Source organism: Sinorhizobium alkalisoli (assembly GCF_008932245.1).
GTDB lineage: Bacteria > Pseudomonadota > Alphaproteobacteria > Rhizobiales > Rhizobiaceae > Sinorhizobium > Sinorhizobium alkalisoli.
On record NZ_CP034910.1, the window covers coordinates 1,426,053 to 1,447,779 of the forward strand.

General features: G+C 62.9%; 22 protein-coding genes. 10 read left to right on the top strand and 12 right to left on the bottom strand.

Annotated features, from left to right (window positions below):
- Positions 1 to 229 precede the first annotated feature (229 nt).
- Both EKH55_RS24415 and EKH55_RS24420 read left to right on the top strand, forming a co-directional pair.
- Positions 230 to 898: a haloacid dehalogenase type II gene (locus EKH55_RS24415; RefSeq protein ID WP_151613497.1), complete on the top strand. Its 669-nt coding sequence runs from the start codon at positions 230 to 232 to the stop codon at positions 896 to 898.
- Positions 899 to 921: 23 nt separating this feature from the next.
- A complete protein-coding gene (locus EKH55_RS24420; protein ID WP_151613498.1) occupies positions 922 to 2,196 on the top strand; it encodes an NAD(P)/FAD-dependent oxidoreductase in 1,275 nt (424 codons plus the stop codon).
- Here EKH55_RS24420 and EKH55_RS24425 read toward each other — a convergent pair.
- Positions 2,190 to 3,125: a LysR family transcriptional regulator gene (locus tag EKH55_RS24425; protein WP_151613499.1), complete on the bottom strand. Its 936-nt coding sequence runs from the start codon at positions 3,123 to 3,125 to the stop codon at positions 2,190 to 2,192. The two genes, EKH55_RS24420 and EKH55_RS24425, sit on opposite strands and share 7 nt — an antisense overlap.
- A 120-nt stretch (positions 3,126 to 3,245) precedes the next feature.
- On the opposite strand from EKH55_RS24425, the gene EKH55_RS24430 reads away from it, so the two are divergent.
- On the top strand, positions 3,246 to 3,857 hold the full coding sequence (locus EKH55_RS24430) for a glutathione S-transferase family protein (RefSeq protein WP_151613500.1): 612 nt from the start codon (positions 3,246 to 3,248) through the stop codon (positions 3,855 to 3,857).
- Positions 3,858 to 3,873: 16 nt separating this feature from the next.
- Positions 3,874 to 4,821, top strand: a complete 948-nt coding sequence (locus EKH55_RS24435) for a pyridoxamine 5'-phosphate oxidase family protein (protein WP_151613501.1) — start codon at positions 3,874 to 3,876, stop codon at positions 4,819 to 4,821.
- Between the two features lie 7 nt (positions 4,822 to 4,828).
- Here the strand turns inward: EKH55_RS24435 and EKH55_RS24440 are convergent, their stop codons facing one another.
- From EKH55_RS24440 to argE, 7 genes are all read right to left on the bottom strand, one after another.
- The gene (locus EKH55_RS24440) at positions 4,829 to 6,286 is read right to left on the bottom strand and encodes an NAD-dependent succinate-semialdehyde dehydrogenase (RefSeq protein WP_151613502.1); all 1,458 of its coding nucleotides are present in this window, start codon (positions 6,284 to 6,286) and stop codon (positions 4,829 to 4,831) included.
- Positions 6,287 to 6,302: 16 nt separating this feature from the next.
- Positions 6,303 to 7,346 (bottom strand): tartrate dehydrogenase, encoded by a 1,044-nt coding sequence (locus EKH55_RS24445; protein WP_151613503.1) that lies wholly within the window; start codon positions 7,344 to 7,346, stop codon positions 6,303 to 6,305.
- Positions 7,347 to 7,451: 105 nt separating this feature from the next.
- A complete protein-coding gene (locus EKH55_RS24450) occupies positions 7,452 to 8,915 on the bottom strand; it encodes an aldehyde dehydrogenase family protein (protein WP_151613504.1) in 1,464 nt (487 codons plus the stop codon).
- Positions 8,916 to 9,277: 362 nt separating this feature from the next.
- The gene (gene bfr / locus EKH55_RS24455; protein WP_151613505.1) at positions 9,278 to 9,763 is read right to left on the bottom strand and encodes a bacterioferritin; all 486 of its coding nucleotides are present in this window, start codon (positions 9,761 to 9,763) and stop codon (positions 9,278 to 9,280) included.
- Positions 9,764 to 10,092: 329 nt separating this feature from the next.
- Positions 10,093 to 10,446 (bottom strand): cupin domain-containing protein, encoded by a 354-nt coding sequence (locus tag EKH55_RS24460; protein WP_151613506.1) that lies wholly within the window; start codon positions 10,444 to 10,446, stop codon positions 10,093 to 10,095.
- 23 nt (positions 10,447 to 10,469) lie between these two features.
- Positions 10,470 to 11,393, bottom strand: coding sequence for a 2-hydroxyacid dehydrogenase (locus EKH55_RS24465; RefSeq protein ID WP_151613507.1), 924 nt, complete (start codon positions 11,391 to 11,393; stop codon positions 10,470 to 10,472).
- A 13-nt stretch (positions 11,394 to 11,406) separates the two neighbouring features.
- The gene (gene argE, locus EKH55_RS24470; protein WP_151613508.1) at positions 11,407 to 12,537 is read right to left on the bottom strand and encodes an acetylornithine deacetylase; all 1,131 of its coding nucleotides are present in this window, start codon (positions 12,535 to 12,537) and stop codon (positions 11,407 to 11,409) included.
- A gap of 415 nt (positions 12,538 to 12,952) precedes the next feature.
- Between argE and EKH55_RS24475 the strand changes: the two genes are divergently transcribed.
- Positions 12,953 to 13,855 carry a GNAT family N-acetyltransferase gene (locus EKH55_RS24475; protein ID WP_151613509.1) on the top strand — a complete coding sequence of 301 codons (903 nt, stop codon included), beginning with the start codon at positions 12,953 to 12,955 and terminating at the stop codon, positions 13,853 to 13,855.
- Positions 13,856 to 13,882: 27 nt separating this feature from the next.
- On the opposite strand, the gene EKH55_RS24480 is transcribed toward EKH55_RS24475, so the two are convergent.
- The 3 genes from EKH55_RS24480 to EKH55_RS24490 form a co-directional block, all read right to left on the bottom strand.
- The gene (locus EKH55_RS24480) at positions 13,883 to 14,779 is read right to left on the bottom strand and encodes an SMP-30/gluconolactonase/LRE family protein (RefSeq protein WP_151613510.1); all 897 of its coding nucleotides are present in this window, start codon (positions 14,777 to 14,779) and stop codon (positions 13,883 to 13,885) included.
- Between the two features lie 156 nt (positions 14,780 to 14,935).
- Complete coding sequence (locus EKH55_RS24485) at positions 14,936 to 15,967, bottom strand: L-idonate 5-dehydrogenase (RefSeq protein WP_151613511.1); 1,032 nt, start codon at positions 15,965 to 15,967, stop codon at positions 14,936 to 14,938.
- A 12-nt stretch (positions 15,968 to 15,979) separates the two neighbouring features.
- Entirely contained in the window at positions 15,980 to 16,927 is a 948-nt protein-coding gene (locus tag EKH55_RS24490; protein ID WP_192803813.1) for a 2-hydroxyacid dehydrogenase, read from the bottom strand.
- A gap of 86 nt (positions 16,928 to 17,013) precedes the next feature.
- On the opposite strand from EKH55_RS24490, the gene EKH55_RS24495 reads away from it, so the two are divergent.
- The 5 genes from EKH55_RS24495 (at position 17,014) to EKH55_RS24515 (ending at position 20,607) form a co-directional block, all read left to right on the top strand.
- Complete coding sequence (locus EKH55_RS24495) at positions 17,014 to 17,769, top strand: SDR family oxidoreductase (RefSeq protein WP_069460217.1); 756 nt, start codon at positions 17,014 to 17,016, stop codon at positions 17,767 to 17,769.
- Positions 17,738 to 18,274, top strand: coding sequence for a gluconokinase (locus EKH55_RS24500; RefSeq protein ID WP_151613513.1), 537 nt, complete (start codon positions 17,738 to 17,740; stop codon positions 18,272 to 18,274). The genes EKH55_RS24495 and EKH55_RS24500 overlap by 32 nt, the downstream gene beginning before the upstream one ends.
- Complete coding sequence (locus tag EKH55_RS24505; RefSeq protein WP_151613514.1) at positions 18,271 to 19,155, top strand: NAD(P)-dependent oxidoreductase; 885 nt, start codon at positions 18,271 to 18,273, stop codon at positions 19,153 to 19,155. Before EKH55_RS24500 ends, EKH55_RS24505 begins: the two co-directional genes overlap by 4 nt.
- The gene (locus EKH55_RS24510; protein WP_151613515.1) at positions 19,152 to 19,484 is read left to right on the top strand and encodes a hypothetical protein; all 333 of its coding nucleotides are present in this window, start codon (positions 19,152 to 19,154) and stop codon (positions 19,482 to 19,484) included. Before EKH55_RS24505 ends, EKH55_RS24510 begins: the two co-directional genes overlap by 4 nt.
- Before the next feature lie 106 nt (positions 19,485 to 19,590).
- The gene (locus tag EKH55_RS24515) at positions 19,591 to 20,607 is read left to right on the top strand and encodes a LacI family DNA-binding transcriptional regulator (protein ID WP_192803814.1); all 1,017 of its coding nucleotides are present in this window, start codon (positions 19,591 to 19,593) and stop codon (positions 20,605 to 20,607) included.
- Positions 20,608 to 20,743: 136 nt separating this feature from the next.
- Here EKH55_RS24515 and EKH55_RS24520 read toward each other — a convergent pair whose 3' ends face one another.
- Positions 20,744 to 21,721 carry a TRAP transporter substrate-binding protein gene (locus EKH55_RS24520; protein WP_151613517.1) on the bottom strand — a complete coding sequence of 326 codons (978 nt, stop codon included), beginning with the start codon at positions 21,719 to 21,721 and terminating at the stop codon, positions 20,744 to 20,746.
- Positions 21,722 to 21,727: the final 6 nt, after the last annotated feature.

Consider the following 21,727-nt stretch of genomic DNA (forward strand, 5'->3'; position numbering starts at 1 on the left):
TCTTATGGCTTTGCGCGCGCGCGCCGCCGCATCTTATGCTGGCATGCTGCGATGGGCTGCGGGAAATGGGGGCCTCGGTCGGCGCGGGCGGGCGAGGCTCGCAACCTTCTGCCAAAGGCGACTTTCGATACGGTAGATTCTGCTTCGGTGCTCGCGAAATCAGGTGAGCCGAGGCGTTGGCCAGGGCCTATGATTATGGCATCCGAACCCGTCTATGAAGGATATGCACATGACGACCTTCCGCCCGAAATACATCACCTTCGACTGCTACGGCACGCTGACCAACTTCCAGATGGCGGAGGCCGCTCGTGACCTTTATAGCGAGCAACTGGACGAGCCGCGGATGGCGGAGTTCATCAAGAATTTTGCCGCCTATCGCCTCGATGAGATCCTGGGTGATTGGAAGCCGTATGCAGAGGTCGTGCACAATTCGCTCGAACGCACCTGCAAGCGCAACGGCATAAAATTCCGCGACGAGGCCGCGCGTATGGTCTATGAGCGCGTACCGACCTGGGGGCCGCATCCGGACGTTCCGGCTGGCCTTGCCAAAGTCGCCAAGGAGATTCCGCTGGTCATCCTGTCAAACGCAATGAACTCGCAGATCATGTCCAATGTCGAGAAGCTCGGCGCGCCGTTCCACAAGGTCTATACCGCCGAACAGGCGCAGGCCTACAAGCCGCGGTTCAAAGCCTTCGAATACATGCTGGACATGCTGGGTTGCGGCCCGGAGGACATTCTGCACTGCTCTTCCTCCTTCCGCTACGACCTGATGTCGGCCCATGACCTCGGCATCAAGAACAAGGTGTGGGTGAACCGCGGTCACGAGCCGGCCAATCCCTATTACGGCTATACCGAGATCGCCAACATCTCGGAACTGCCGGGCGTCGTCGGTCTCTGAACAAGAAAAAGGGGCGGTACGCCATGAAATACGTTTCCTATTGGCACGACACCGCCCCGGCCTTTGCCGGGGCCGTGCAGGGCCTGGTCGAAGGCCATTACGACGTCGCCATAATCGGCGGCGGCTTCACCGGCCTGGGCGCGGCCCGTCAACTCGCCAAGGCCGGCGCGAAGGTAGTCGTGCTGGAGGCGGAAAGGGTCGGTTGGGGCGCCTCCGGCCGCAATGGCGGGCATCTGAACAATGGCCTCGCACACAGCTATCTGACGGCAAAGAAGGAGCTCGGAAAGGAGCGGGCGATCGCCCTCTACAAAGCGCTCGACGATTCGATCGACACGATCGAGGCGTTGATTGCCGAAGAGGGAATAGAGTGCAATTTCCGGCGGGCCGGCAAGCTGAAGCTCGCTTCGAAGCCCCAACACTTCGAGACGATTGCCCGTAATTTTGAAGCGGTGAACGCTGAGGTGGACGCCGATACTGCTCTGCTCAGAGCGCATGAACTCAAAGATGAGGTGGGCGCCCCCTTCTTCGGGGCGATGCTTTCGAAGAAGAGCGCGATGATGCATATGGGCCGCTATGTCGTCGGTCTCGCCGACGCGGCGAGCCGTCATGGCGCGACGATCTTCGAGCACGCGGCGGTTACCGATCATCGGCGCGCCGGCGGCCGCCATGAACTGAAGACCGCACGGGGGAGCGTGACCGCCGACCAGGTGCTGGTCGCCACCGGCGCCTATACGCCCTCGGCTTTCGGTTATTTCCGGCGCCGCATCATCGCGATTGGCAGCTTCATCATCGCCACCCGGCCGCTGACGGCGGCGGAGGTCGAAGCGACGATGCCCGGTAACCGCACCTGCGTCACGTCGAAGAATATCGGAAATTATTTTCGGCTTTCCCCGGACAATCGACTGATCTTTGGCGGTCGCGCCAGGTTTTCTGCCACATCGGACCAGCGGTCAGATGCAAGGAGCGGTGCGATCCTGAAGGCGAGCCTTGCGGAGATCTTTCCGCAACTCGCCAATGTCGAGGTCGATTATTGCTGGGGCGGGCTTGTCGACGTGACCAAGGACCGATATCCGCGCGCCGGCTATCAAGATGGAGTCTGGTATGCCATGGGCTATTCCGGCCATGGCGCGCAGCTTTCGACCCATCTCGGCATGATCATTGCCGACGCCATTCTCGATCGGCCGGACCGCAATCCACTGAAGGGCCTCGATTGGCCGGCTGTACCGGGACATTTCGGCAAGCCGTGGTTCCTGCCGCTGGTTGGCATGTACTACAGGATGCTGGACCGGATTCAGTAGCCGTACCGAGGCGGCGCTTCCGGCGGCCGCCGCGCATCGAGGCCCGCGCGGCGGCGGAAACGCTCCGCCGCGAAATCCACGAAGGCACGTATGCGAGCCGAGACTCTGCGGCCTTCCGCGTGCACGATGTGAATCGGCACCGGCTCGCGCTCGTAATCGGCAAGCACGACATCGAGCCGGCCGGCCTCGATTTCCGACGCTACCTGGTAGGACTGAAAGCGGGATAATCCCCAGCCTGCAACGGCGGCGGCGATCGCCGCGTCATTGGTATTGACGACGAGGCGAGCGCCGATCGGGACCCGTATGCTGCTGTCGCGTCCAAACAGCCATTCGGAATTTCCAAAAAGACCATCGCGGCCGATCATCCGGTGGCGTGTGAGATCCTCCGGACTTTGGGGCTTTCCGAAGCGGGCGAAGTAGTCTGGCGAGCCGCAGACGACCTGCCGCACCGAGCCGATGCGGCGCGCGATGAGGCCGGAAGAGGGCAGCGCGGCGATGCGGATCGCCACATCCAATCCCTCCTCGACGAGATTGGTCACCCGGTCGACGAAGACCGTCTTCACCTGCATCGCAGGATAGTGATCGAGAAAGTCGAGGACGACCGGCAGGACATGGATGCGCCCGAAGAGCGCCGGCGCCGTGACCGTGAGCAGCCCTGCCGGATGCGTGAAGCTGCCCGCCGCATTGGCTTCGGCTTCGGCGATTTCTGCGAGGATGCGGCGGCAGTCGGCCACATAGCCCTCGCCGGCCGCTGTCAGCTTCACCGACCGCGTCGTGCGAACCAGCAGCCTCGTGCCGATTTGTTGTTCCAGTGCGGCGATCGCCCGCGTCACCGATGGCGGGCTCATATGCAGCATCTTGGCGGCTTGGGCGAATCCGCCGCTATCGACCACCTGGACGAAGATCCGCATAGCCTGCCAACGGTCCATCGTCCATCTCTCCAATTATTGCTCTAAATGAAATTGTTTAGTGCCTCGGAAAAGACTTATCAACGCGGAGAACAATAATCATGTTTCCGTCTGTTCCCCAATTTCTTTCAGGAGGCAGTCATGAAGCTCTTTTACCATCCACTCTCCGGCCATGCTCATCGCGCCCGGCTTTTCCTCTCGCTGCTCGGCATCGAACATGAGCTCGTGTTGGTTGATCTCGCCAGGAAAGAGCACAAGGAGCCGGATTTCCTGAAACTCAATCCCTTTGGCCAGGTTCCGGTGCTCGATGACGGCGGTACGATCGTGTGCGATTCCAACGCCATTCTCGTCTATCTCGCCAAGAAGACCGGGCGCGCCGACTGGCTGCCGGAAGACCCTGCAGGTGCGGCCGCCATCCAGCGCTGGCTTTCCGTCGCGGCCGGGCAGATTGCCCATGGCCCGGCGCAGGCGCGCCTCATCAACGTGTTCAAGGCGCCGTATCGGGCCGACGAGGCCATGCAGCGGTCGCACGCCATTCTATCCCTGGTCGACTCGGAGCTCGACGGCAGGGCCTGGATAGCCGCCGATCGGCCGACCATCGCCGACGTTGCGCTCTTCAGCTACGTCGCGCGAGCACCCGAAGGCGGCGTGGACCTTCAACCCTATTCGAATATCCGCACCTGGCTCGAGCGCGTCGAGGCCCTGCCAGGTTTTGTCGATTTCCAGAAAACGCCGGTGGGCCTGACAGCTTGAATGGAGGCAAATGGTCATGCAGAACCCCGCCCTCGCACCTTCTCCCTGGCATAAAGGGGAGATCGCCCTGCAGCGCCTCGTCGGTGTGGAAACCCGTATGAACGAGGTCGGGCGCCGGGTCGTGCGCGATCACCTGATCGATCAGCATCGTGAATTCTACTCGCTTCTGCCGATGGTGGTACTCGGTGCCGTCGAGCCCAACGGCGACGTCTGGGCAACACTGCGGTTCGGCTACCCGGGTTTCCTCCGGGCGCCGGACGCCCATACCCTGAACGTCGAACTCGCCAGGGAGCCAGCGGATCCCGCCGAGCCGGGCATGGAAGATGGTGCCGCGCTCGGCCTGCTTGGGATCGATCTCGGCACGCGTCGCCGCAATCGGCTGAACGGAACCATTGCGCGTCAGGGCCGAGGCTTCGAACTCGCCGTCGGGCAGAGCTTCGGCAATTGTCCCAAATATATCCAGCTCAGACAGGCCCGCTTCACCCGGGATCCGGCGGATCCGCCGGCGCTGCCACCCAGATGGAGCTTCCGGCTTGACGAGACAGCCCGCGGCGTCATTGCACGAGCAGACACGTTTTTCGTGGCCACCTACGCCGATCCCGATGTCGGGCGCCAAGTGGACGTCTCCCATCGCGGCGGCCGCTCCGGATTCATCCGCCTCGGCAAGGACGGGTGGCTGACAATCCCGGATTTCCCCGGCAACCACTTCTTCAATACGCTCGGCAATATCGTACTGAACGGGCGCGCCGGGCTGGCCTTTCCGGATTTCCAGACCGGCGGGCTCCTGCAGATGACCGGCGAGGCGGAGCTCCTGTTCGAGCACCCTGATGACGAACCATTGGAGGGTGCCGAACGCTACTGGCGCTTTCGTCCCCGTCGCATCGTGTGGCGGGCCGACGCGGTGCCGATCCGCTACGATTTTGCCGAATGGTCGCCATACACGCTGGCGACCGGGATCTGGTAGATGGCGGTTAATCCAGCCCGCCGATATGGAAGCTCTTCATTTCGAGATATTCCTCGATGCCGGCCTGGGCGCCCTCGCGCCCGAGCCCCGACTGCTTGACGCCGCCGAAGGGCGCGACTTCGGTCGAGATCGCGCCGGTGTTGAGGCCGATCATGCCAAATTCGAGCGCTTCCCCAACGCGCCAGGAGCGCTTCAGGCTCTCCGTGAAGAAATAGGCGGCGAGACCGTAGGGTGTGCCGTTGGCAATGGCGATTGCCTCTTCTTCCGTTTCGAAGCGGAAGAGCGGGGCGACGGGGCCGAAGGTCTCTTCGCTTGCGAGCAGCATGTCCGTCGTTGCGCCGGTCAAGACAATCGGAGCCGTATACTGCCTGCCGTCCGGTACAGCGTTGCCGCGCGCCGTAACCTTCGCGCCCTTGGCGAGAGCGTCCTCGACGTGGCGGTCGATCTTCTCGATCGCTGCCGTGTTGATCATCGGGCCGATCGCAATTCCGGGCTGGGTGCCCGGGCCGACCTTCATGGCGTTGACGCGAGCGCCGAGCTTCTCGGCGAAGGCGTCGTAGACGCCGGCCTGCACCAGGATGCGGTTGGCGCAGACGCAGGTCTGGCCGCCATTGCGGAACTTCGAGGCGATCGCGCCTTCGACGGCGAGGTCGAGATCGGCATCGTCGAAGACGATGAACGGGGCGTTACCGCCGAGTTCGAGGGAGAGACGCTTGACGCTGTCGGCAGCGCCGCGCATCAACAGCGACCCGACGCGCGTCGAGCCGGTGAAGGAGATCTTGCGTACCGTCTCGTTCGCCATGAACTCGTTGCCGATCGCCGTCGGCATGCCGGTAACGATGTTGATGACGCCGGCCGGAATGCCGGCGCGCTCGGCAAGAACGCCAAGGGCAAGCGCCGAAAACGGCGTGAATTCCGACGGCTTGATCACTACGGTGCAACCGGCCGCCAAGGCAGGCGCCACCTTGCGGGTGATCATCGCGTTCGGGAAATTCCAGGGCGTGATGATGGCGCAGACGCCGACAGCTTCCTTGAGCACGACGATGCGGCGGTCCGGTGTGGGCGAGGGGATCGTGTGGCCGCCGATGCGGCGCGCTTCCTCGGCGAACCACTTGACGAAGGATGCGCCATACCGGATCTCGGCGCGCGACTCATCGAGCGGTTTACCCTGCTCGAGGGTCAGGAGCAGTGCCAGGTCCTCGAGATTTTCGATCATCAGCGCATGCCAGCGCTCGAGCAGGGCGGCCCGTTCGGCATGCGTCTTCTTCTTCCAGGGGCCGAAGGCAGTGTTCGCCGCCTCGATCGCCGCGCGAGTTTCGGCCTTCCCCATGTCCGGGACGGTCCCGAGGACCGCCTGACTGGCCGGATCGATCACCTCGACGACCTCGCCCGACCTGGCCTTTGCCCAATTTCCGGCGATCAGGCCCGTCTGGCGGAAGAGATTGCTATCCCTCAAATTGTCCATGGTGTTTCCCTCATGATCAGTCGAGCGCGGCGAGCACCGCGGCGGTTATGGCTTCTGTCTTGTCCTTGCCCGGCACTGTCCCGATGCCGCGTGCGGTGGCTTCCTCGATCGCCCCCATGATCGCCTGTGCGGCGCTCGTCTCTCCGAGATGCTCCAGCATCAGTGCACCGGACCAGATCGCAGCGATGGGATTGGCGATGCGGAGATGGGCGATATCGGGAGCGGAGCCGTGGACCGGCTCGAACATCGATGGAGCTGTCCGATCCGGGTTGATGTTGGCGGAGGCGGCAAAGCCCAGGCCACCCTGGATGGCCGCGCCGAGATCCGTCAGGATGTCGCCGAAAAGGTTCGAGGCGACGACGACGTCGAGGCTTTCCGGCGCCATGACCATGCGCGCGGCCATGGCGTCGATATGGTAGCTTGTCACCTCTACGTCCGGGTATTCGGAAGCGAGCTTTTGCGTGATCTCGTCCCAGAATACCATTGAATATTTCTGCGCATTCGACTTGGTGACAGAGGCCAGCTTCCCGCGCCGCGCCCGCGCCCGTTCGAAGCCGAAGCGGAGGATCCTTTCGACGCCGGTGCGGGTAAAGATCGAAGTCTCGACGGCTACCTCATCCGCTGTTCCCTGATGCACACGCCCACCGGCGCCGGAATATTCGCCTTCGGTGTTTTCGCGGATGCAGAGTATGTCGAAGTTCCGAGCCTTGAGCGGTCCCTCAACGCCCGGAAGCAGCCGGTGCGGCCGGATATTGGCATATTGCACGAAGGCCTTGCGGATTGGCAGCAGCAGGCCATGCAAGGAAACGGAGTCCGGCACTTCGGCGGGCCAGCCGACAGCGCCGAGCAGGATCGCGTCGAACCGGCGGAGCGTTTCGATGCCGTCCGGCGGCATCATTGCACCGGTCTCCTTGTAGAAGGCGCAGGACCATGGAAAGCGCGTGCCGGTGAGCGTAAACCCGGAATACCTGGCGACGGTCGAGAGTACCTGCCAGGCCGCCTCGGTCACGTCGCCGCCGATGCCGTCGCCGGGGATGAGAGCGATCGAATAGGACTTCATTGTTTCTCCCTAGGCAGGCTTCCGAAGGTCGATGTTCAGACCGAAAACCTGCGATAAAAACAAAACCTAACCAGACGAAGCGTGGCTGGAGCCACACAAGTCCGCTTAGAGGCTGATGAGCACGCTCTTGCTCTTGCGATTGGCGTGGTAGGCTTCTCGCCCAAGATCCTTGCCGATGCCGGAGCGCTTGTAGCCGCCGGTCGGCAGGATGTGGTCGCGGGAGCGGCTGTAGCGATTGACCCATACGGTGCCGGCCTGCAGCTTGCGCGTAAGACGTACGGCGCGCGACAGGTCGCGGGTGAAAAGGCCGGCGGCAAGGCCGTAGGTCGGGTGGTCGGCAAGCGCCAGCGCCTCCTCTTCGTCGGCGAAGGTTTGCAGAGTGAGCACCGGTCCGAAGATCTCCTCGGTGACAGCCGGGGAGGAGCTTTCGCGCACGGCCATCAACGTCGGCTGATAGAAATAGCCCGGCGCATCCATTTGGCGGCCGCCGAACAGGCATTCGCCGCCTGCCGAAACGGCAGCCTCGACGATGCCGTGAATGCGGTTCAGTTGCCGCCTGGAAATGATCGGCGAGTATTCAGACGCCTCGTCCCAGGTCGGGCCGGCCTTCGCAACCTGCATGCGCGCAACGATCGCCTCGGCGAGCGGCGCGGCGACGCTCTCCTCGACGATCAGTCGCGATCCGGCGACGCAGGCCTGACCGGCATTGGAAAGCATGCTCTGGGCGATCGCTGCCGCCGCCTTGTCGAGATCCGCATCGGCAAAAACCAATTGCGGGCTCTTTCCGCCAAGTTCCAGCGTCATCGGCTTGACGCCTGTGCGGGCGATATTCGTCATGATCGCCGAGCCAGCCGCAGTCGAGCCGGTGAAGCTCACCTTGGCGATGTCCGGATGGCCGGTGATCGCGTTGCCGGTTACTGGTCCATCGCCGAGCACGATATTGATGAGGCCTGCCGGAATGCCAGCGCGGATGGCAAGTTCGGCCAGGAATATAGTCGAAAACGGCGTCATTTCCGACGGCTTCAGGACCACCGCATTGCCGGCAGCAAGCGCCGGTCCGAGCTTCCAGGCGGCCATGGAAACAGGAAAGTTCCACGGCGTAATCGCGCCGACGACGCCATAGGGCTCGGTCATGATCATGCCGAGATTGGCGTCGTCGGTCGGAACGAGGTCACTCCCCTCCTTGTCGGCGAATTCGGCGAAGAAGCGGATCTGCTCGGCGCTGACGGCAATATCGCCGGCGATCAAATGCCCGACCGGGCGGGTCGAGGAGAGCGCTTCGAGCCTTGCGAGATTGTCCGCTTCCTTTTCGATCAGGTCGGCCCAGCGCTGCAGCGCTACCGTGCGTTCGCGTGGCCGAACGCTGCCCCAGTTGCTGGCCTTGAGCGCCTGCTTTGCTGTCTCCACAGCGCGGTCGACGACAACCTCGTCGGCAAGCGGACAGCCTGCATAGGCCTTGCCGTCGGACGGTCGGTACATCTCGATGGCGCCTTCGGCCGGCACCAGCCGGTCACCGATGAAGTGGCCGACGGGCAGTGAAACGGTGTCCGGATCGAAACTGAGGGTCATCGCTTTTCCTCGCAAGAGAGTAGTGCGAGACTAGCCGACAGGCACGAGCAGCGTGCTTTGAGTGGCGGTATCCGGACGGCCAAAAATTGCGTTTTGGGCCGGATCGGCAGCGAATTCTTTTGTCGGGCAAGCTGACCGCGGATCCTGCCGTCTATCAGCGGGACGTGTCAGCGAAGGCGCGCCGACCACGGCTAAGGGTGACTATGGGGTGCAGTTTCGGGATCGCCGAAGGATATCGTTCTGGAGGCTTGAAGGAGCGGCCTCGACCCCGATGCGTTTTCGCCCACTTGATGATCCGGCGAGGCCGCGAAACCCATGAAGATGCGCGGCCGATCGAGCGTCGAATCGGCCGCGCGGCTGGCTCATGCGGCGTTGTCGGCGGAATCCGCGTTGAGCTGGCCGTATTTTTCCACGCCGAGCTTGTCGATGAGCTCGAGCTGCGTCTCCAGAAAGTCGATGTGGCCTTCCTCGTCGGCGAGCAACTCTTCGAACAGCTTCATCGACACGTAGTCACCGACCTGGTTGCAGATGTCGCGTGAAGCCTTGTAGGAGGTGCGGGCGTCGTATTCACCGGCTAGGTCCGCCTCCAGAACCTCCTTGATGTTCTGGCCGATGCGCAGGGGTGCGACGGTCTGCAGGTTCGGATGCCCTTCTAGGAAGATGATGCGTGCGACGAGCTTGTCGGCATGCTGCATTTCTTCGATCGATTCGGCGCGCTCTTTCTTGGCGAGCTTCGTGTAACCCCAGTCTTCGAGCAGCCGGTAATGCAGCCAATATTGGTTTACCGCTCCGAGTTCCAGGAATAGCGCTTCGTTGAGCCGCTCGATGACTTGGGGATCACCCTTCATGAAATAGGTCCTTCTTGCGAGGTTGAGCGCTAGAGCAAATAGACTCAACCATAGCGCTTGTCGAGTGCTGTTTTAGAATGATTCTAACATTTGCACAGTGGATACAAAGAGCTGAATGCGCCTATTCAGCGGGAGCGCCCGCGCGTTTGCCGGGTGCGGCACTAAGCCGACGGCCACCCGCTCCCGCCGAAACTTGTATGGTTATGCCGCGCCCCAGGGGACTCTTTCGTTGGGGATTGAAAGACGACTGCGAGACGAGCGCGACCCGTGCTGAGCAGACTGCCTTCATACCGGGCGCCGAAGACGATAGCGGCGCGCGGCTTCGGTGCTCACATAACGGTCACGTAAATCTTGCGAACGGTCTCGATCGTCTTCCAGATGCCGACGAAACCTGGCTTCATCACGAAGCTATCGCCTGCCTTGTAAACGACCGGTTCGCCGTCCTCCGGGGTAATTTCGACGGCGCCCGCGAGAATGTGGCAGAATTCGAACGTCTCGCCTTTTATCGATCGTGTTTCGCCGGGTGTCGCTTCCCAAACGCCCGTATGGATCATCTCGCCGCGGGCCACATCTTGCGCCCAGGTCTTGAACGCCGGGTTGCCGGCGATGAGGCGTTCGGGAAGCGGAGAGTTCTCGCGCGGGGCGAAGGCGGGGTTCGGATCGATCGTCTTCAGCAGGGACATGTTTTTCCTCATGTGGATTGGAATTAATAGCCACGGTCGCGGTCCACCAGGCCAATCGGGTCGAGGCCTTCCTGATGGCGCTTGATGTTGTCGATCACCGCGAGCGCGGCAGTTTCGGGTTGGGTGACGCTCGCCACATGCGGGGTCAGCAGGATCTTGGGATGGCGCCAGAAAGGATGCGTTTCCGGCAGCGGCTCCGGTTCGGTGACGTCGATCACGGCGCCCGAAAGATGACCGTTGTCCAGGGCTTCGAGAAGTCCGTCATGATCGAGTTGCGGCCCGCGCCCGACATGCACCAATGCCGCACCGGCCGGAAGTCTGGCGAAGAGATCGGCGTTCAGAAAGCCGTGAGTCTCGTCCGTCAGCGGTAGCAGACAGACAAGGATGTCTGTCGAGCCGAGAAAGGTATCGAGTCTGTCCTCGCCGTACAGGCATTTGACACCTGCGATGTCGCGCGGGCTGCGGCTCCAGCCGGAAAGCGGAAAGCCGAAAGGCTTCAAGCGTTCAAGCACCGCTGTGCCGAGCATGCCGAGGCCGAGAACGCCAATGCGCCGCTCCACCGCCTGCCTCTGGGAAATCGGCTGCCAATTTCCGCGGCGCTGCTGGTCGAGATAGGCGGGCAGGTTGCGATGGAGTGCCAGCACGGCGAGCGTCACATATTCCTGCATCATCCGGACAATGCCGTCCTCGACCATGCGCACGACCTTCACATGCGCCGGCACGGCATCGATCTGGAACTGATCGACGCCGGCGCCGATCGAGAACAATATTTCGAGATTGCGATACCGGGCGAGATCGGCCGGCACGGTCCAGGTGATCAGATACCGTACGTCCTCCGGATCGACCTTCGCCGGGTCCATCGAGAAGGGGATGTCAGGCAGGTCGCGCGCGAAGGCCTCGGCGAAGATTGCGCCTCGCTTCGCGTCGGAGTTGAAGAGGAAAGTCATCGCCGGGGCTCCTTCACGAGTCTGTCGCACAAGTTGCGCCGAGCGCCGCGATCATTGTCTCGCAGGCCTCAAGTTCATCCACGAGGATGTATTCGTTCGCCTTGTGGGCGCGACCGATCTCGCCGGGACCGCAGATGATCGAATCGATGCCAACCTGTTGGAAGAGGCCGGCCTCGGTGCCGTAGCTGACGGCAGCAAGCGGCTTCTTGCTCGTCAGTTCCTCAAGAAGCGCCGCGAGCGGGGCATCGTCGGGAAGCGACAGGGCAGGATAGGCGCTGAGTTCCTGCCATTCCACGGCAAAGCCGCGTTCGGTCAACCGCTCGGCCGCCTGCCGCACGGGATCAAGCAGGCCGCGGGGTTCGACGCCGGAGATGGCGCGTGCCTCGAATTCCGCCTCACAGGACTCGGGAATGATGTTGACCGCCTGGCCACCCTTCAAAGTGCCGATTTGGAGCGAAGAAAAGGGCGGCTCGAAGGTGCTTTCGAAGGGGCCGCGGCTCAGGCGGTCCGCTTCCGCCACTGCCAAGGCGAGAACATCGGTTATTGCATGAACGGCATTCAGGCCTTGGTCCGGCCGTGACGAATGGCCGGACCGCCCCCTCACCGTCAGCCGCGCAGCCGCCTTGCCCTTGTGAGCTCGGATCGCTCGCATCGCGCTCGGCTCGCCGATGATGGCACCCAGGGGCTTCTCGCAAAGCTCCGGCAGCCGAGCGATCATGTGCGGCACCCCGCGGCAGCCGGCTTCTTCGTCATAGGAAAACGCAATATGGATCGGCCGGCGGAGCGGCATCTTGGCGAGTTTTGGCGCGGCGGCGAGGACGGCCGCAAGAAAGCCCTTCATGTCTGTCGTGCCCCGGCCGTAGAGCCGGTCCGCATCGGCACGCAGGCGGAAGGGGTCGCTCGACCAGCCGTCCTCATTGGCCGGAACGACGTCCATATGGCCAGACAGAACGTAACCGGGCAGATCCTTGGCCCCGATCGTGGCGAATAGGTTCGAACGGTCGCCTTCGGGGCCGGGAAGTACGGTGGCGGCGATGCCATGCCGCTCCAGATAGTCGCGAATCCAAGCCACGATACTGTCGTTCGGCGTGCCGACGACGGAAGGGAAGGCGATCAATGCTTCAAGAATTTCAGTTGCCTGCATCGCTTCCCTCACAAGATGGCCGGCTTGCCGAGACCCGGTGCGATTTCCACCACACTTTTCTCTCTGACGGCCAGGGCGGTCCCTCGACGCGTGAACTCGTAAGCCGTGGCGATGTCCGCCATTCCGCCACCGATGGCGACTGCATTAGCGCGAGATGGAATTATCGCGGTGTTTGCGGCCGCGCCGGCGGCATGTACGGGCTCTTGAATCTACCGGCAACGACCGCCGGTTCGCATCATTCCGATCAGTCTAGAGTGCGTACCAGGGTTTGCGTGCCGAAAGCGCGACGAATACGGAGGAATGTTGTGTATAGGAGGATCCCTCAAGCAAATTCTGTCGGGAGTCTTGAGCTAAGGTGGAGGCGAAGGATTCCGGTGCTGCCGATTTGAGGTTGCGAAAGACGGGGAGAGAAGGAGTGGGCGGACACGTATCAGACTCCAAGGTCATCGACAGCTTCGAACTTCGTATTGAGGACGTGGACAGCGTAGACATCGAACAGTTGCATGCGCTGTCGATTTCCGTCGGCTGGCCCTTGCGTGCCGAAGACCTGAAGTTCCTGCGCGAGTTCGGTCGCGGCTATGTCGCGCTGGATGAAATCGGAAGGGTGGCCGGTTCGGCGATGTGGTTCCCGCACGGCGAAGGCTTCGCGACGGTCGGCATGGTGATCACCTCGCCGCGGTTGCAGGCGAACGGCACGGGCCAATGGCTGATGCACCAAGTGCTTGCCGATTGCCAAGGGCGCGCCCTCAGGCTCAATTCGACCCGGGCCGCGCGTCGTCTCTACGATTCGATCGGATTCCAGCCGATCAAGACCGTGTATCAGTGCCAGGGTGTCGTCCATCTGCCGGCGGAAACCGCGATGGTTCCGGAGGGGACGACCGTTAGGCCGCTGGGCGCCGCAGACCTCCCAGCCGTGGTTGAACTGGATGCGCGAGCCTTCGGCGTCGCGCGCGACGTTTTGATCGGGAAACTCTTCCCACAGTCCGTCGGTTACGGATTGTTTCGCGACGGAGCGCTCGCCGCATTTGCACTCTGCCGCCCCTTCGGACGTGGACATGTTGTCGGCCCGGTCGTCGCTGCAGACGACGCCGAAGCCATCGCCGTCGTTCGTCCGCACGTCCTTCATCACGCGGGAAGCTTCCTGCGGCTCGATACCCATCGCGAGGGCGGTGCCTTTGCCGGGTTTCTCGCCCGTGTGGGAATGTCGGTATTCGATACCGTCCTCACCATGTCTCTGGCGCGAGAGGGCGTCGAGGAGAAACCCGCCGCGACCGAAGGGACGGTCACCTACGGTTTGGTGAGTCAGGCGCTCGGCTGAGTCTGCAGATCAGCAGGAAAATGGAGCCTACGGACGCTGCACGCCGCTGCGATTGAGCGTGATCATGTAGACGCTCGTCGTGGCCGTCATGAAGAGCTGGTGTTTTGCGCGGCCGCCGAAGCAGAGATTGGAAACGAGCTCCGGCACCAGTACTTTGCCCATCAGCTGGCCGTCGGGGGCAATGCAATGCACGCCGTCGGCGGCGGACGACCAGAGGTTGCCTTCGCTGTCGAGGCGGAAGCCGTCGGCACAACCTGGCGCGATCGCGTGAAAGACCTCGCCGCCGGAGAGGCTTCCATCGGCACGGACGTCGAAGATGCGGATATACTGGGGGTCGGACGAGAACATTCGGCCGGTGTCGGCGACATAAAGCCGGCTCTCGTCAGGGCTGAATGCGAGTCCGTTCGGGCAGGCGAAATCGGTGAGGACCGCGTCGATGGCGCCGGAAGGCCGTACGCGGTAGACGTAACAGGGGAGCTCCTGTTCGGCCCGGAAACCTTCATAGTCCGTCATGATGCCGTAATGCGGGTCGGTGAACCAGATTGAGCCATCGGAGGTCACCACCACATCATTGGGTGAGTTCAACCGCTTTCCTTCGTAGGCATCGGCGACTACCGTAATCGAGCCGTCATGCTCGGTGCGCGTCACCCGCCGCGTGCCGTGCTCGCAGGTGATGAGCCTGCCCTCCCGGTCGCGCGTATTGCCGTTGGCATAGTTGGAGGGGCTCCTGAATGTCGAGATGCCGGCGTCCGGAATCCAGCGCAGGATACGGTTGTTCGGAATGTCGGAGAAGAGCAGGCAGCCGGCATCGCCGAACCAGACCGGCCCCTCGACCCAGTCGAAGCCGGTTGCGATCTGCTTGAGTGGCGCATTGCCCATGACGAATGATCGGAAACGATCGTCGACCACCTCGAAGAACGACATCTGGGCTTCCTCCTTTTCAGACCGCCTGTCGCGATTGCGTGCAAAGAGCATGACTGCAGGGCGGCAGGCGCGAATGCAAGCCCGGCCGCCGTGGGGCGAGCGACGCGGCTTGCCGCGGCACCCGATCTTTTGGACGTGGTCGGTCTCGCCTGTCGCTCAGGAGAAAGCGATCTGCGCCTTCATCGCCTGGCTGCGGTCGCTTGCCAGCTCGAAGGCGGCGACGGCATCAGCAAGCGGCAACGTGTGGGTGATCAGAGGCTTGACGTCGATCAGCCCCTTCTGCATCAGGCCGACGCCGGTTGCGAATTCCTCGTGGAAGCGGAAGGAGCCGCGCAGTTCGAGTTCCTTGGCGGTGATCGCCATCATCGGCAGGCTCATGTCGCCGCCGAGCCCCAGTTGCACGATGACGCCGCGCGGCCGCAGCGCCGCTATCCCTGCCGCGAGTGCCGGCGCCGCACCGGAGCATTCGTAAAGGACGTCGAAGCTGCCCTTGTCCTCCAAATAGGGGGCGAGGGCGTCCGGCTCGTCGCGCATGTTGATGACGCGATCCGCCCCGACCGTCCTTGCAAGCGAGAGGGTGAAGTCGGAAAGATCCGTCGCGACGATCTCGGCTGCGCCGGCGCGACGCGCCGCCAGGATCGCCAGCATGCCGATCGGGCCGCAGCCCGTGACCAGTACGCGCTTGCCGAGTATTTCGCCGGCCCGGCGTGTGGCATGGAGCGCCACCGCCAGCGGTTCGGCCAGAGCCGCTTCGCCCGGCGTCAGGCCTTCGGCCGGCACGCATTGCAGGGCATCGGCGACCAACACCTCGCGGAATGCTCCCTGTATATGAGGGAAGGGCATGGCACTGCCGTAAAAACGCATGTTCAGGCACTGATTGGGGAGCCCCTCCCGGCAGTAGCGGCAGCCCCGGCACGGCCGCGACGGGGAAACGGCGACAAGGTCACCGACGGATATGCCGTCTACCCCGGGACCGAGAGCTTCCACATGAGCCGAAACCTCGTGGCCGAGGATCATCGGCTCGCGCAGCCGCACGGCGCCGAAGCCGCCGTGATTGTAATAGTGAAGGTCGCTGCCGCAGACCCCGCCGACGGCAAGGCGAAGCCGCACTTCGCCCGCGCCCGGCATTTCGACGGGCCGCTCTTCAATGCGAAGGTCCTTGGCGCCATGAACGACGATGGCTCTCATGTTACGTCCTCCTCAAACGACCGGCGTGAGCAGCGGTTTGCCGGCGAAATGCGCGGCAAGATTGTCGCGCACCAGTTGGCCCATGGCTTTGCGCGTTTCCACGGTGCCGGACGCATGGTGTGGCTGGAGGAGCACATTGTCCAGTGCGAGAAACCGCGGGTTCAGCGCCGGTTCGCCTTCGAACACATCGAGTGCCGCGGAGCCGAGTTTCCCATTTTCCAGCGCGTCGAGCAGCGCCTCTTCGTCGATGTTGGAGGCGCGGGAGATATTGACCAGCATACCCTCGCCGCCGAGAGCAGAGATCACATCGCGCCCGACGATGTGGCGCGTGGCGGCGGAGGCCGCAAGCGTGACGAAGAGGAAGTCGGAACGCTCGGCGAGCGCGATAGGATCGGCAACGAACGTCCATTCGGATGCATAGGGCTTCGTTTCGACATCACTATAGGCGATGTCCATGTCGAAGCCCTGCAGGCGCTTCGCCACTTCATAACCAATCCGGCCGAGACCGAGGACGCCAGCGCGCCGGCCCCAGACGCGGCGCTTCAGCGGGTAGAGGCCCTTCTTGGCCCAGCTGCCGTCCCTGACCCAGCTTTCCGCACCGATCATGCCGCGAGAGAGGCAGAGCATCATGGCGACGCCGAGATCGGCGACATCATTGGTCAGCACGTCCGGCGTGTTGGTGACGCGAATGCCGCGTTCGCGGCAGGCCGGGAGGTCGACAGCATCGAAGCCGACGCCATAGACGGAAACCAGTTCCAACCCTGGGCAGGCATCGATCATCGCCCGGCTGGCGCCGAGCTCGCCACGTGTGGCGATCGCGCGGATCTCCGGTCCAATCCTCGAAAGAAAGCTGTCCTTGTCGGCCGCATTGAAATACCGATGCACGGTAAAGGCGGCGTTCAGGGGAACCTCATCCCATTCCGGATAGGGTCCGACCTGAAGAATATGGGGTTTGTTCAATTCAGATTCTCCATCCCTTGACATTGAATGTTATCGATAACATAAACAGATCATCCGAGCTTGTCGAGATGATTGCGGGAGGAAAAATGAGCCTCGAACTGTTCGACTTGAAAGGGCGCCGGGCGCTCGTCACCGGCTCCTCGCAAGGTATAGGCTATGCGCTCGCCCGCGGTCTTGCCGATGCTGGTGCCGACGTCATCCTTAACGGGCGCGATGAGGAGAAGCTTGCCGCCGCAGCGGCGCAGATCCCCGGCTCTGAGCAGCTTGCCTTCGACGCCACCGACCACGAAGCGGTGCGCGCAGCGGTCGACCGCTTCGAAGCCGAGGTCGGCGCCATCGATATTCTGGTCAACAATGCCGGCATGCAGCATCGGACCCCGCTCGAGGATTTCCCCGCCGAGGCCTTCGAGAGATTGCTGCGCACCAATATTTCGACGGTGTTCAACGTCGGCCAGGCGGTCGCGCGGCACATGATCAAGCGCGGCGCGGGCAAGATCATCAACATAGCCAGCGTGCAGACGGCGCTGGCCCGCCCTGGCATTGCGCCCTATACGGCAACCAAGGGGGCTGTCGGCAATCTGACGAAGGGCATGGCGACGGATTGGGCGAAGTACGGACTTCAATGCAATGCGATCGCACCCGGCTATTTCGACACGCCGCTCAATGCGGCCCTCGTCGCCGATCCGGCCTTTTCGGCCTGGCTGGAAAAGCGAACGCCCGCCGGTCGCTGGGGCAAGGTGGAGGAACTGGTCGGTGCCTGTATCTTCCTTGCCTCGACTGCATCCTCATTCGTGAACGGACACGTGCTCTATGTTGACGGCGGCATCACAGCATCGCTTTGACCTCCCGCAGCGCATGGTGCTGATGGGGGTCGCCGGCTGCGGCAAATCCTCGGTCGGGGCCGCACTCGCCAGGCGCATCGGTGCCGTCTATCTCGACGGCGACGATCTGCACCCCGCGGCAAATATCGCGAAGATGAGCCGGGGCGTTCCCTTGAGCGACGAGGACCGCTGGCCCTGGCTGACGCGCGTCGGCGAGGCACTTGCGGCCGGCGCCGGTCCGACGATCATTGGCTGTTCCGCTCTGAAACGCGCCTACCGCGACCACATTACCAGCGTGGGGGGTGCACCAGTGACCTTCATCCATCTCGTCGGCTCGGTCGAAGTCATCGAAAAGCGAATGAGGGTCCGGCAGGGCCATTTCATGCCGACGGCGCTGCTTGCGAGTCAGTTCGCGGCGCTCGAACCGCCGGGGGCCGACGAGAATGCGATCAGCGTCGACATCGACCAACCGCTCGAAGCGATCGTCGACAGCATCGCCACCCAACTTGGAGGAACGGAAAGATGAACAGAGTCGCCTTGATCGGCGCCGGCGCCATGGGCGGTGCCATCGGCACGCGCCTCATTGAGACCGGGAATGAATTGACGGTCTTCGATCTCGACGCCGAAAAGGTGCGGCAATTGGTGGACAAGGGCGCCACCGCGGCGACAAGCGCGGCGCAGGCGGCGTCCCGCTCCGACTATGTCGTTCTCAGCCTCAATTCGGCAAAGATCGTCCATGCAGTGGTTTTCGGCCCGGGCGGCGTGGCGGAGGGCGCCGAACCAGGAACGCTCATCATCGACATGTCCTCCATCGACCCGGAGTCGACGAAGGCGATGGCGTCGAAAGCGGCCGAGGCGCGCCTGCGCTGGGTCGATAGCCCACTTTCCGGCGGCGCCCCCAAGGCGCTGATTGGTGAGTTGACGCTGATGGCGGGCGGCCACGGGCAGGATGTGGCGGATGCCCATCAGGTGCTGAAACATGTCGCCTCGAACTACACCCACATGGGTCCGTCAGGCGCCGGCCAGACGACCAAGCTGATCAACCAGGTCCTCTGCGGACTCAATTTCCTTGCGGTGGCCGAGGCCACCCAACTTGCGCTCGACGCCGGCGTCGACGCGGCCAAGATTCCGCAAGCGCTAAAAGGCGGGCGTGCCGACAGCGCGATCCTGCAGGAATACATGCCGCGCTTCGTCGCCAGGGATTACCGCCGCACCGGCCGCATCGACAACATGGTCAAGGACCTGAACGGCGCCCAGGATCTTGCACGCCGGACCAATACGACCATGCCGCTGACGGCGGTCTGCGCCGAAGTACACCGGATGCTGACCGCCGCCGGCCTCGGCGGCGAGGACCAGGCCGCGCTGATGGAATACTTCAAGGGACCGAACAAGGAGAATTTCGGATGATCACACGTTATGCGCTGTTCGAAGGAAAGGTGAAGGAAGGTGAGACGGATGCCTTTCGCGCAGCCGTCCTGGAAAACATCGTACCCAAATGGAAGGCTTTTCCCGGCGCGCTCGACGTGCGCGTCACCTTTGCCGAAGCCCGCGACGAAGGGGCGCCGGAGATCCCGATGATCCTGGCGATCAATTACCCCGATCTCGATACCGTTGAAAAGGCGTTGGCGAGCCCGGCACGTGCAGCGGCCAAGGCCGCAACGGAAGAGGTGCTGGCGCGCTTCTTCGAAGGCCGCATCCATCACCACGTCACTCAGGCGAACGAATTCCGCCTCTGAGCGTTTGGCGGTGGACGGAGTCTAAACCGTCGCCGCCACTCCTTTTGGCTTGCATTCCGTCCTCAATGTCGGTGTACTTGCACTGGTAACGATAACATGGACGAGCATGCACAATTTCCGCAAACCCCCGACGATGGCGGATGTCGCGCGCCGAACCGGCGTTTCGCCGATGACGGTTTCCCGCGCCTTCAAGCGTGACGCCTCGGTCAGCCAGGAAACCCGTGAGGCGGTCCTGCGCGCAGCAGAGGAGCTCGGCTATGTCTTCGACAGCACCGCATCCAATCTGCGCTCGCAACGCACCGATTTCATCGCCGTGACGATCCCGTCGATCAACAATGCGAACTTCGCCGACACGGTCCGGGCGCTCTCCGATGGCGTCTCCGAGCGGGGCCTGCAGATCTTGCTCGGCTATACCAATTACGATGTCCAGGAGGAGGAGCGGCTCGTCGAGCAGCTCTTGCGGCGCAAACCCGAAGCGATCGTCGTCACGGGCGGGAAACATACGCCGCGCACGCGCAAGCTCCTGACGAATGCCGGCATTCCGGTCATCGAGACTTGGGATCTTCCGGAAGAACCGATCGGCCACGTCGTCGGCTTTTCCAACGCCCAAGCCGTGCGCGAGATGGTCGATCACTTCATTGGCGTCGGCTACCGCAACATTGCCTTCATCGGCGGCGACGCCTCCCGGGACACGCGCGGCGCTGACAGACGGGCGGGCTTCGTCGCGGCGATGAAGGATCAAGGCCTCGATACGTCGCGCCTGATCGCGGCGGGGCCGCCGCCGATCTCGATGCGGGAGGGCGCCAATGCGATGGGCCAACTCCTCGAGCGCTTTCCCGATACGGATGCGGTGATCTGCGTTTCCGATCTTTCCGCATTCGGGGCGCTCACCGAATGCCAGCGGCGCGGCATTGCGGTGCCCGAAAAAATCGCCATCGGCGGATTCGGGGACTATGAGATCGGCGCCATCTGCGTGCCGAGCCTGACGACGATCAATGCCTTCGCGGGCGAGATCGGCGCGAAAACGGCAGAACTGATCCTGGATGTGCTCGACGGCAAGCTCGCCGACCAGGGCCGGGTCACCATCCGCCCCGATCTGATCCTCAGGCAAAGCAGCCTCTGACGCCGCCAAGGCGGCTTATCCTCCCTCGTTCATGTGAAGAACCCGCTGCAACCCACTGAGCGAGCGTCGCTTTCGCTGGGTTGCTCGACCGGGCAGAAATCGGGGCGGAGGCAGGAGCATCCACCCCGGGCATGCGTCACTTCGAGGCGGAAACGATCGCGTTGACGAGAGCGTCGCCGTTCTCGTCGATGAAGCCTTCCCAGACCGGTTTCACGGCAGCCTGGAAGGCTGCAGCGTCGACATCGCGGTTGACGCTCATGCCTTCGGATTCCAGTTGCGCAATCATCTCCTCCTCCTTGGCGAGGCTCAATTCACGCTGCTTGGCGACGGCCTCGGCCGCGACCTCCATGATGATTTTCTGCTCCGCATCGCTGAGGCCCTTCAACTTTTCATTGTTCATCACCATAGCGAGCGCCGAATAGGCGTGCTGCGTGAGCGACAGATATTTCTGCACCTCGTTGAACTTGAACGAGACGACGATGCCGATCGGATGATCCTGGGCATCGACCACGCCGGTCTCTAGCGCCGTGTAGAGTTCCGCTACGGGAAGCTGCTGCGGATTTGCTCCAAGAAGCGCGAACATGTCATTGAGCGCTTTGGAATTATTCACGCGCATCTGCAGCCCGTCGAGATCTTCCGGTGTGCGAACCGGCCCGCGGTTGTTCGTGATGTTCCGATAGCCGTTTTCGGGGAAGCCAAGCAGCTTGAGACCGACCGGTTCGAACTTGGCGGCAACACCTTGCCCGATTTCGCCGTCGAGGACGTTGTAGGCGAGGTCGCGGGAGGGGAACATGAAGGGCAGCTCGAAGGCGCCGGCCTCGGGGATGAGGCCGGTGAAGTTGTTGAGCCCCGAGATCGCGATGTCGACAATGCCGGAGCGGGCGCCGTCGATCATCTGGGCATCGTTTCCGAGCTGGCCGTGCGGGAAGACGTTCACCGTGATCGAACCGCCCGAGCGTGCCTCGACCTGTTCTTTGAAGTAGATCGACATCGTCTGCTGGAGGTCCGTCTCCGGCGCCGCGTGGGCAAGCTTGAGCACGGTCTCCGCCAAGGCTGGGACGGCGGAAAGCGTCAGAGCCGCCGCAAGACTAACTGTTTTCATCAGTGTATTCATGGCTAT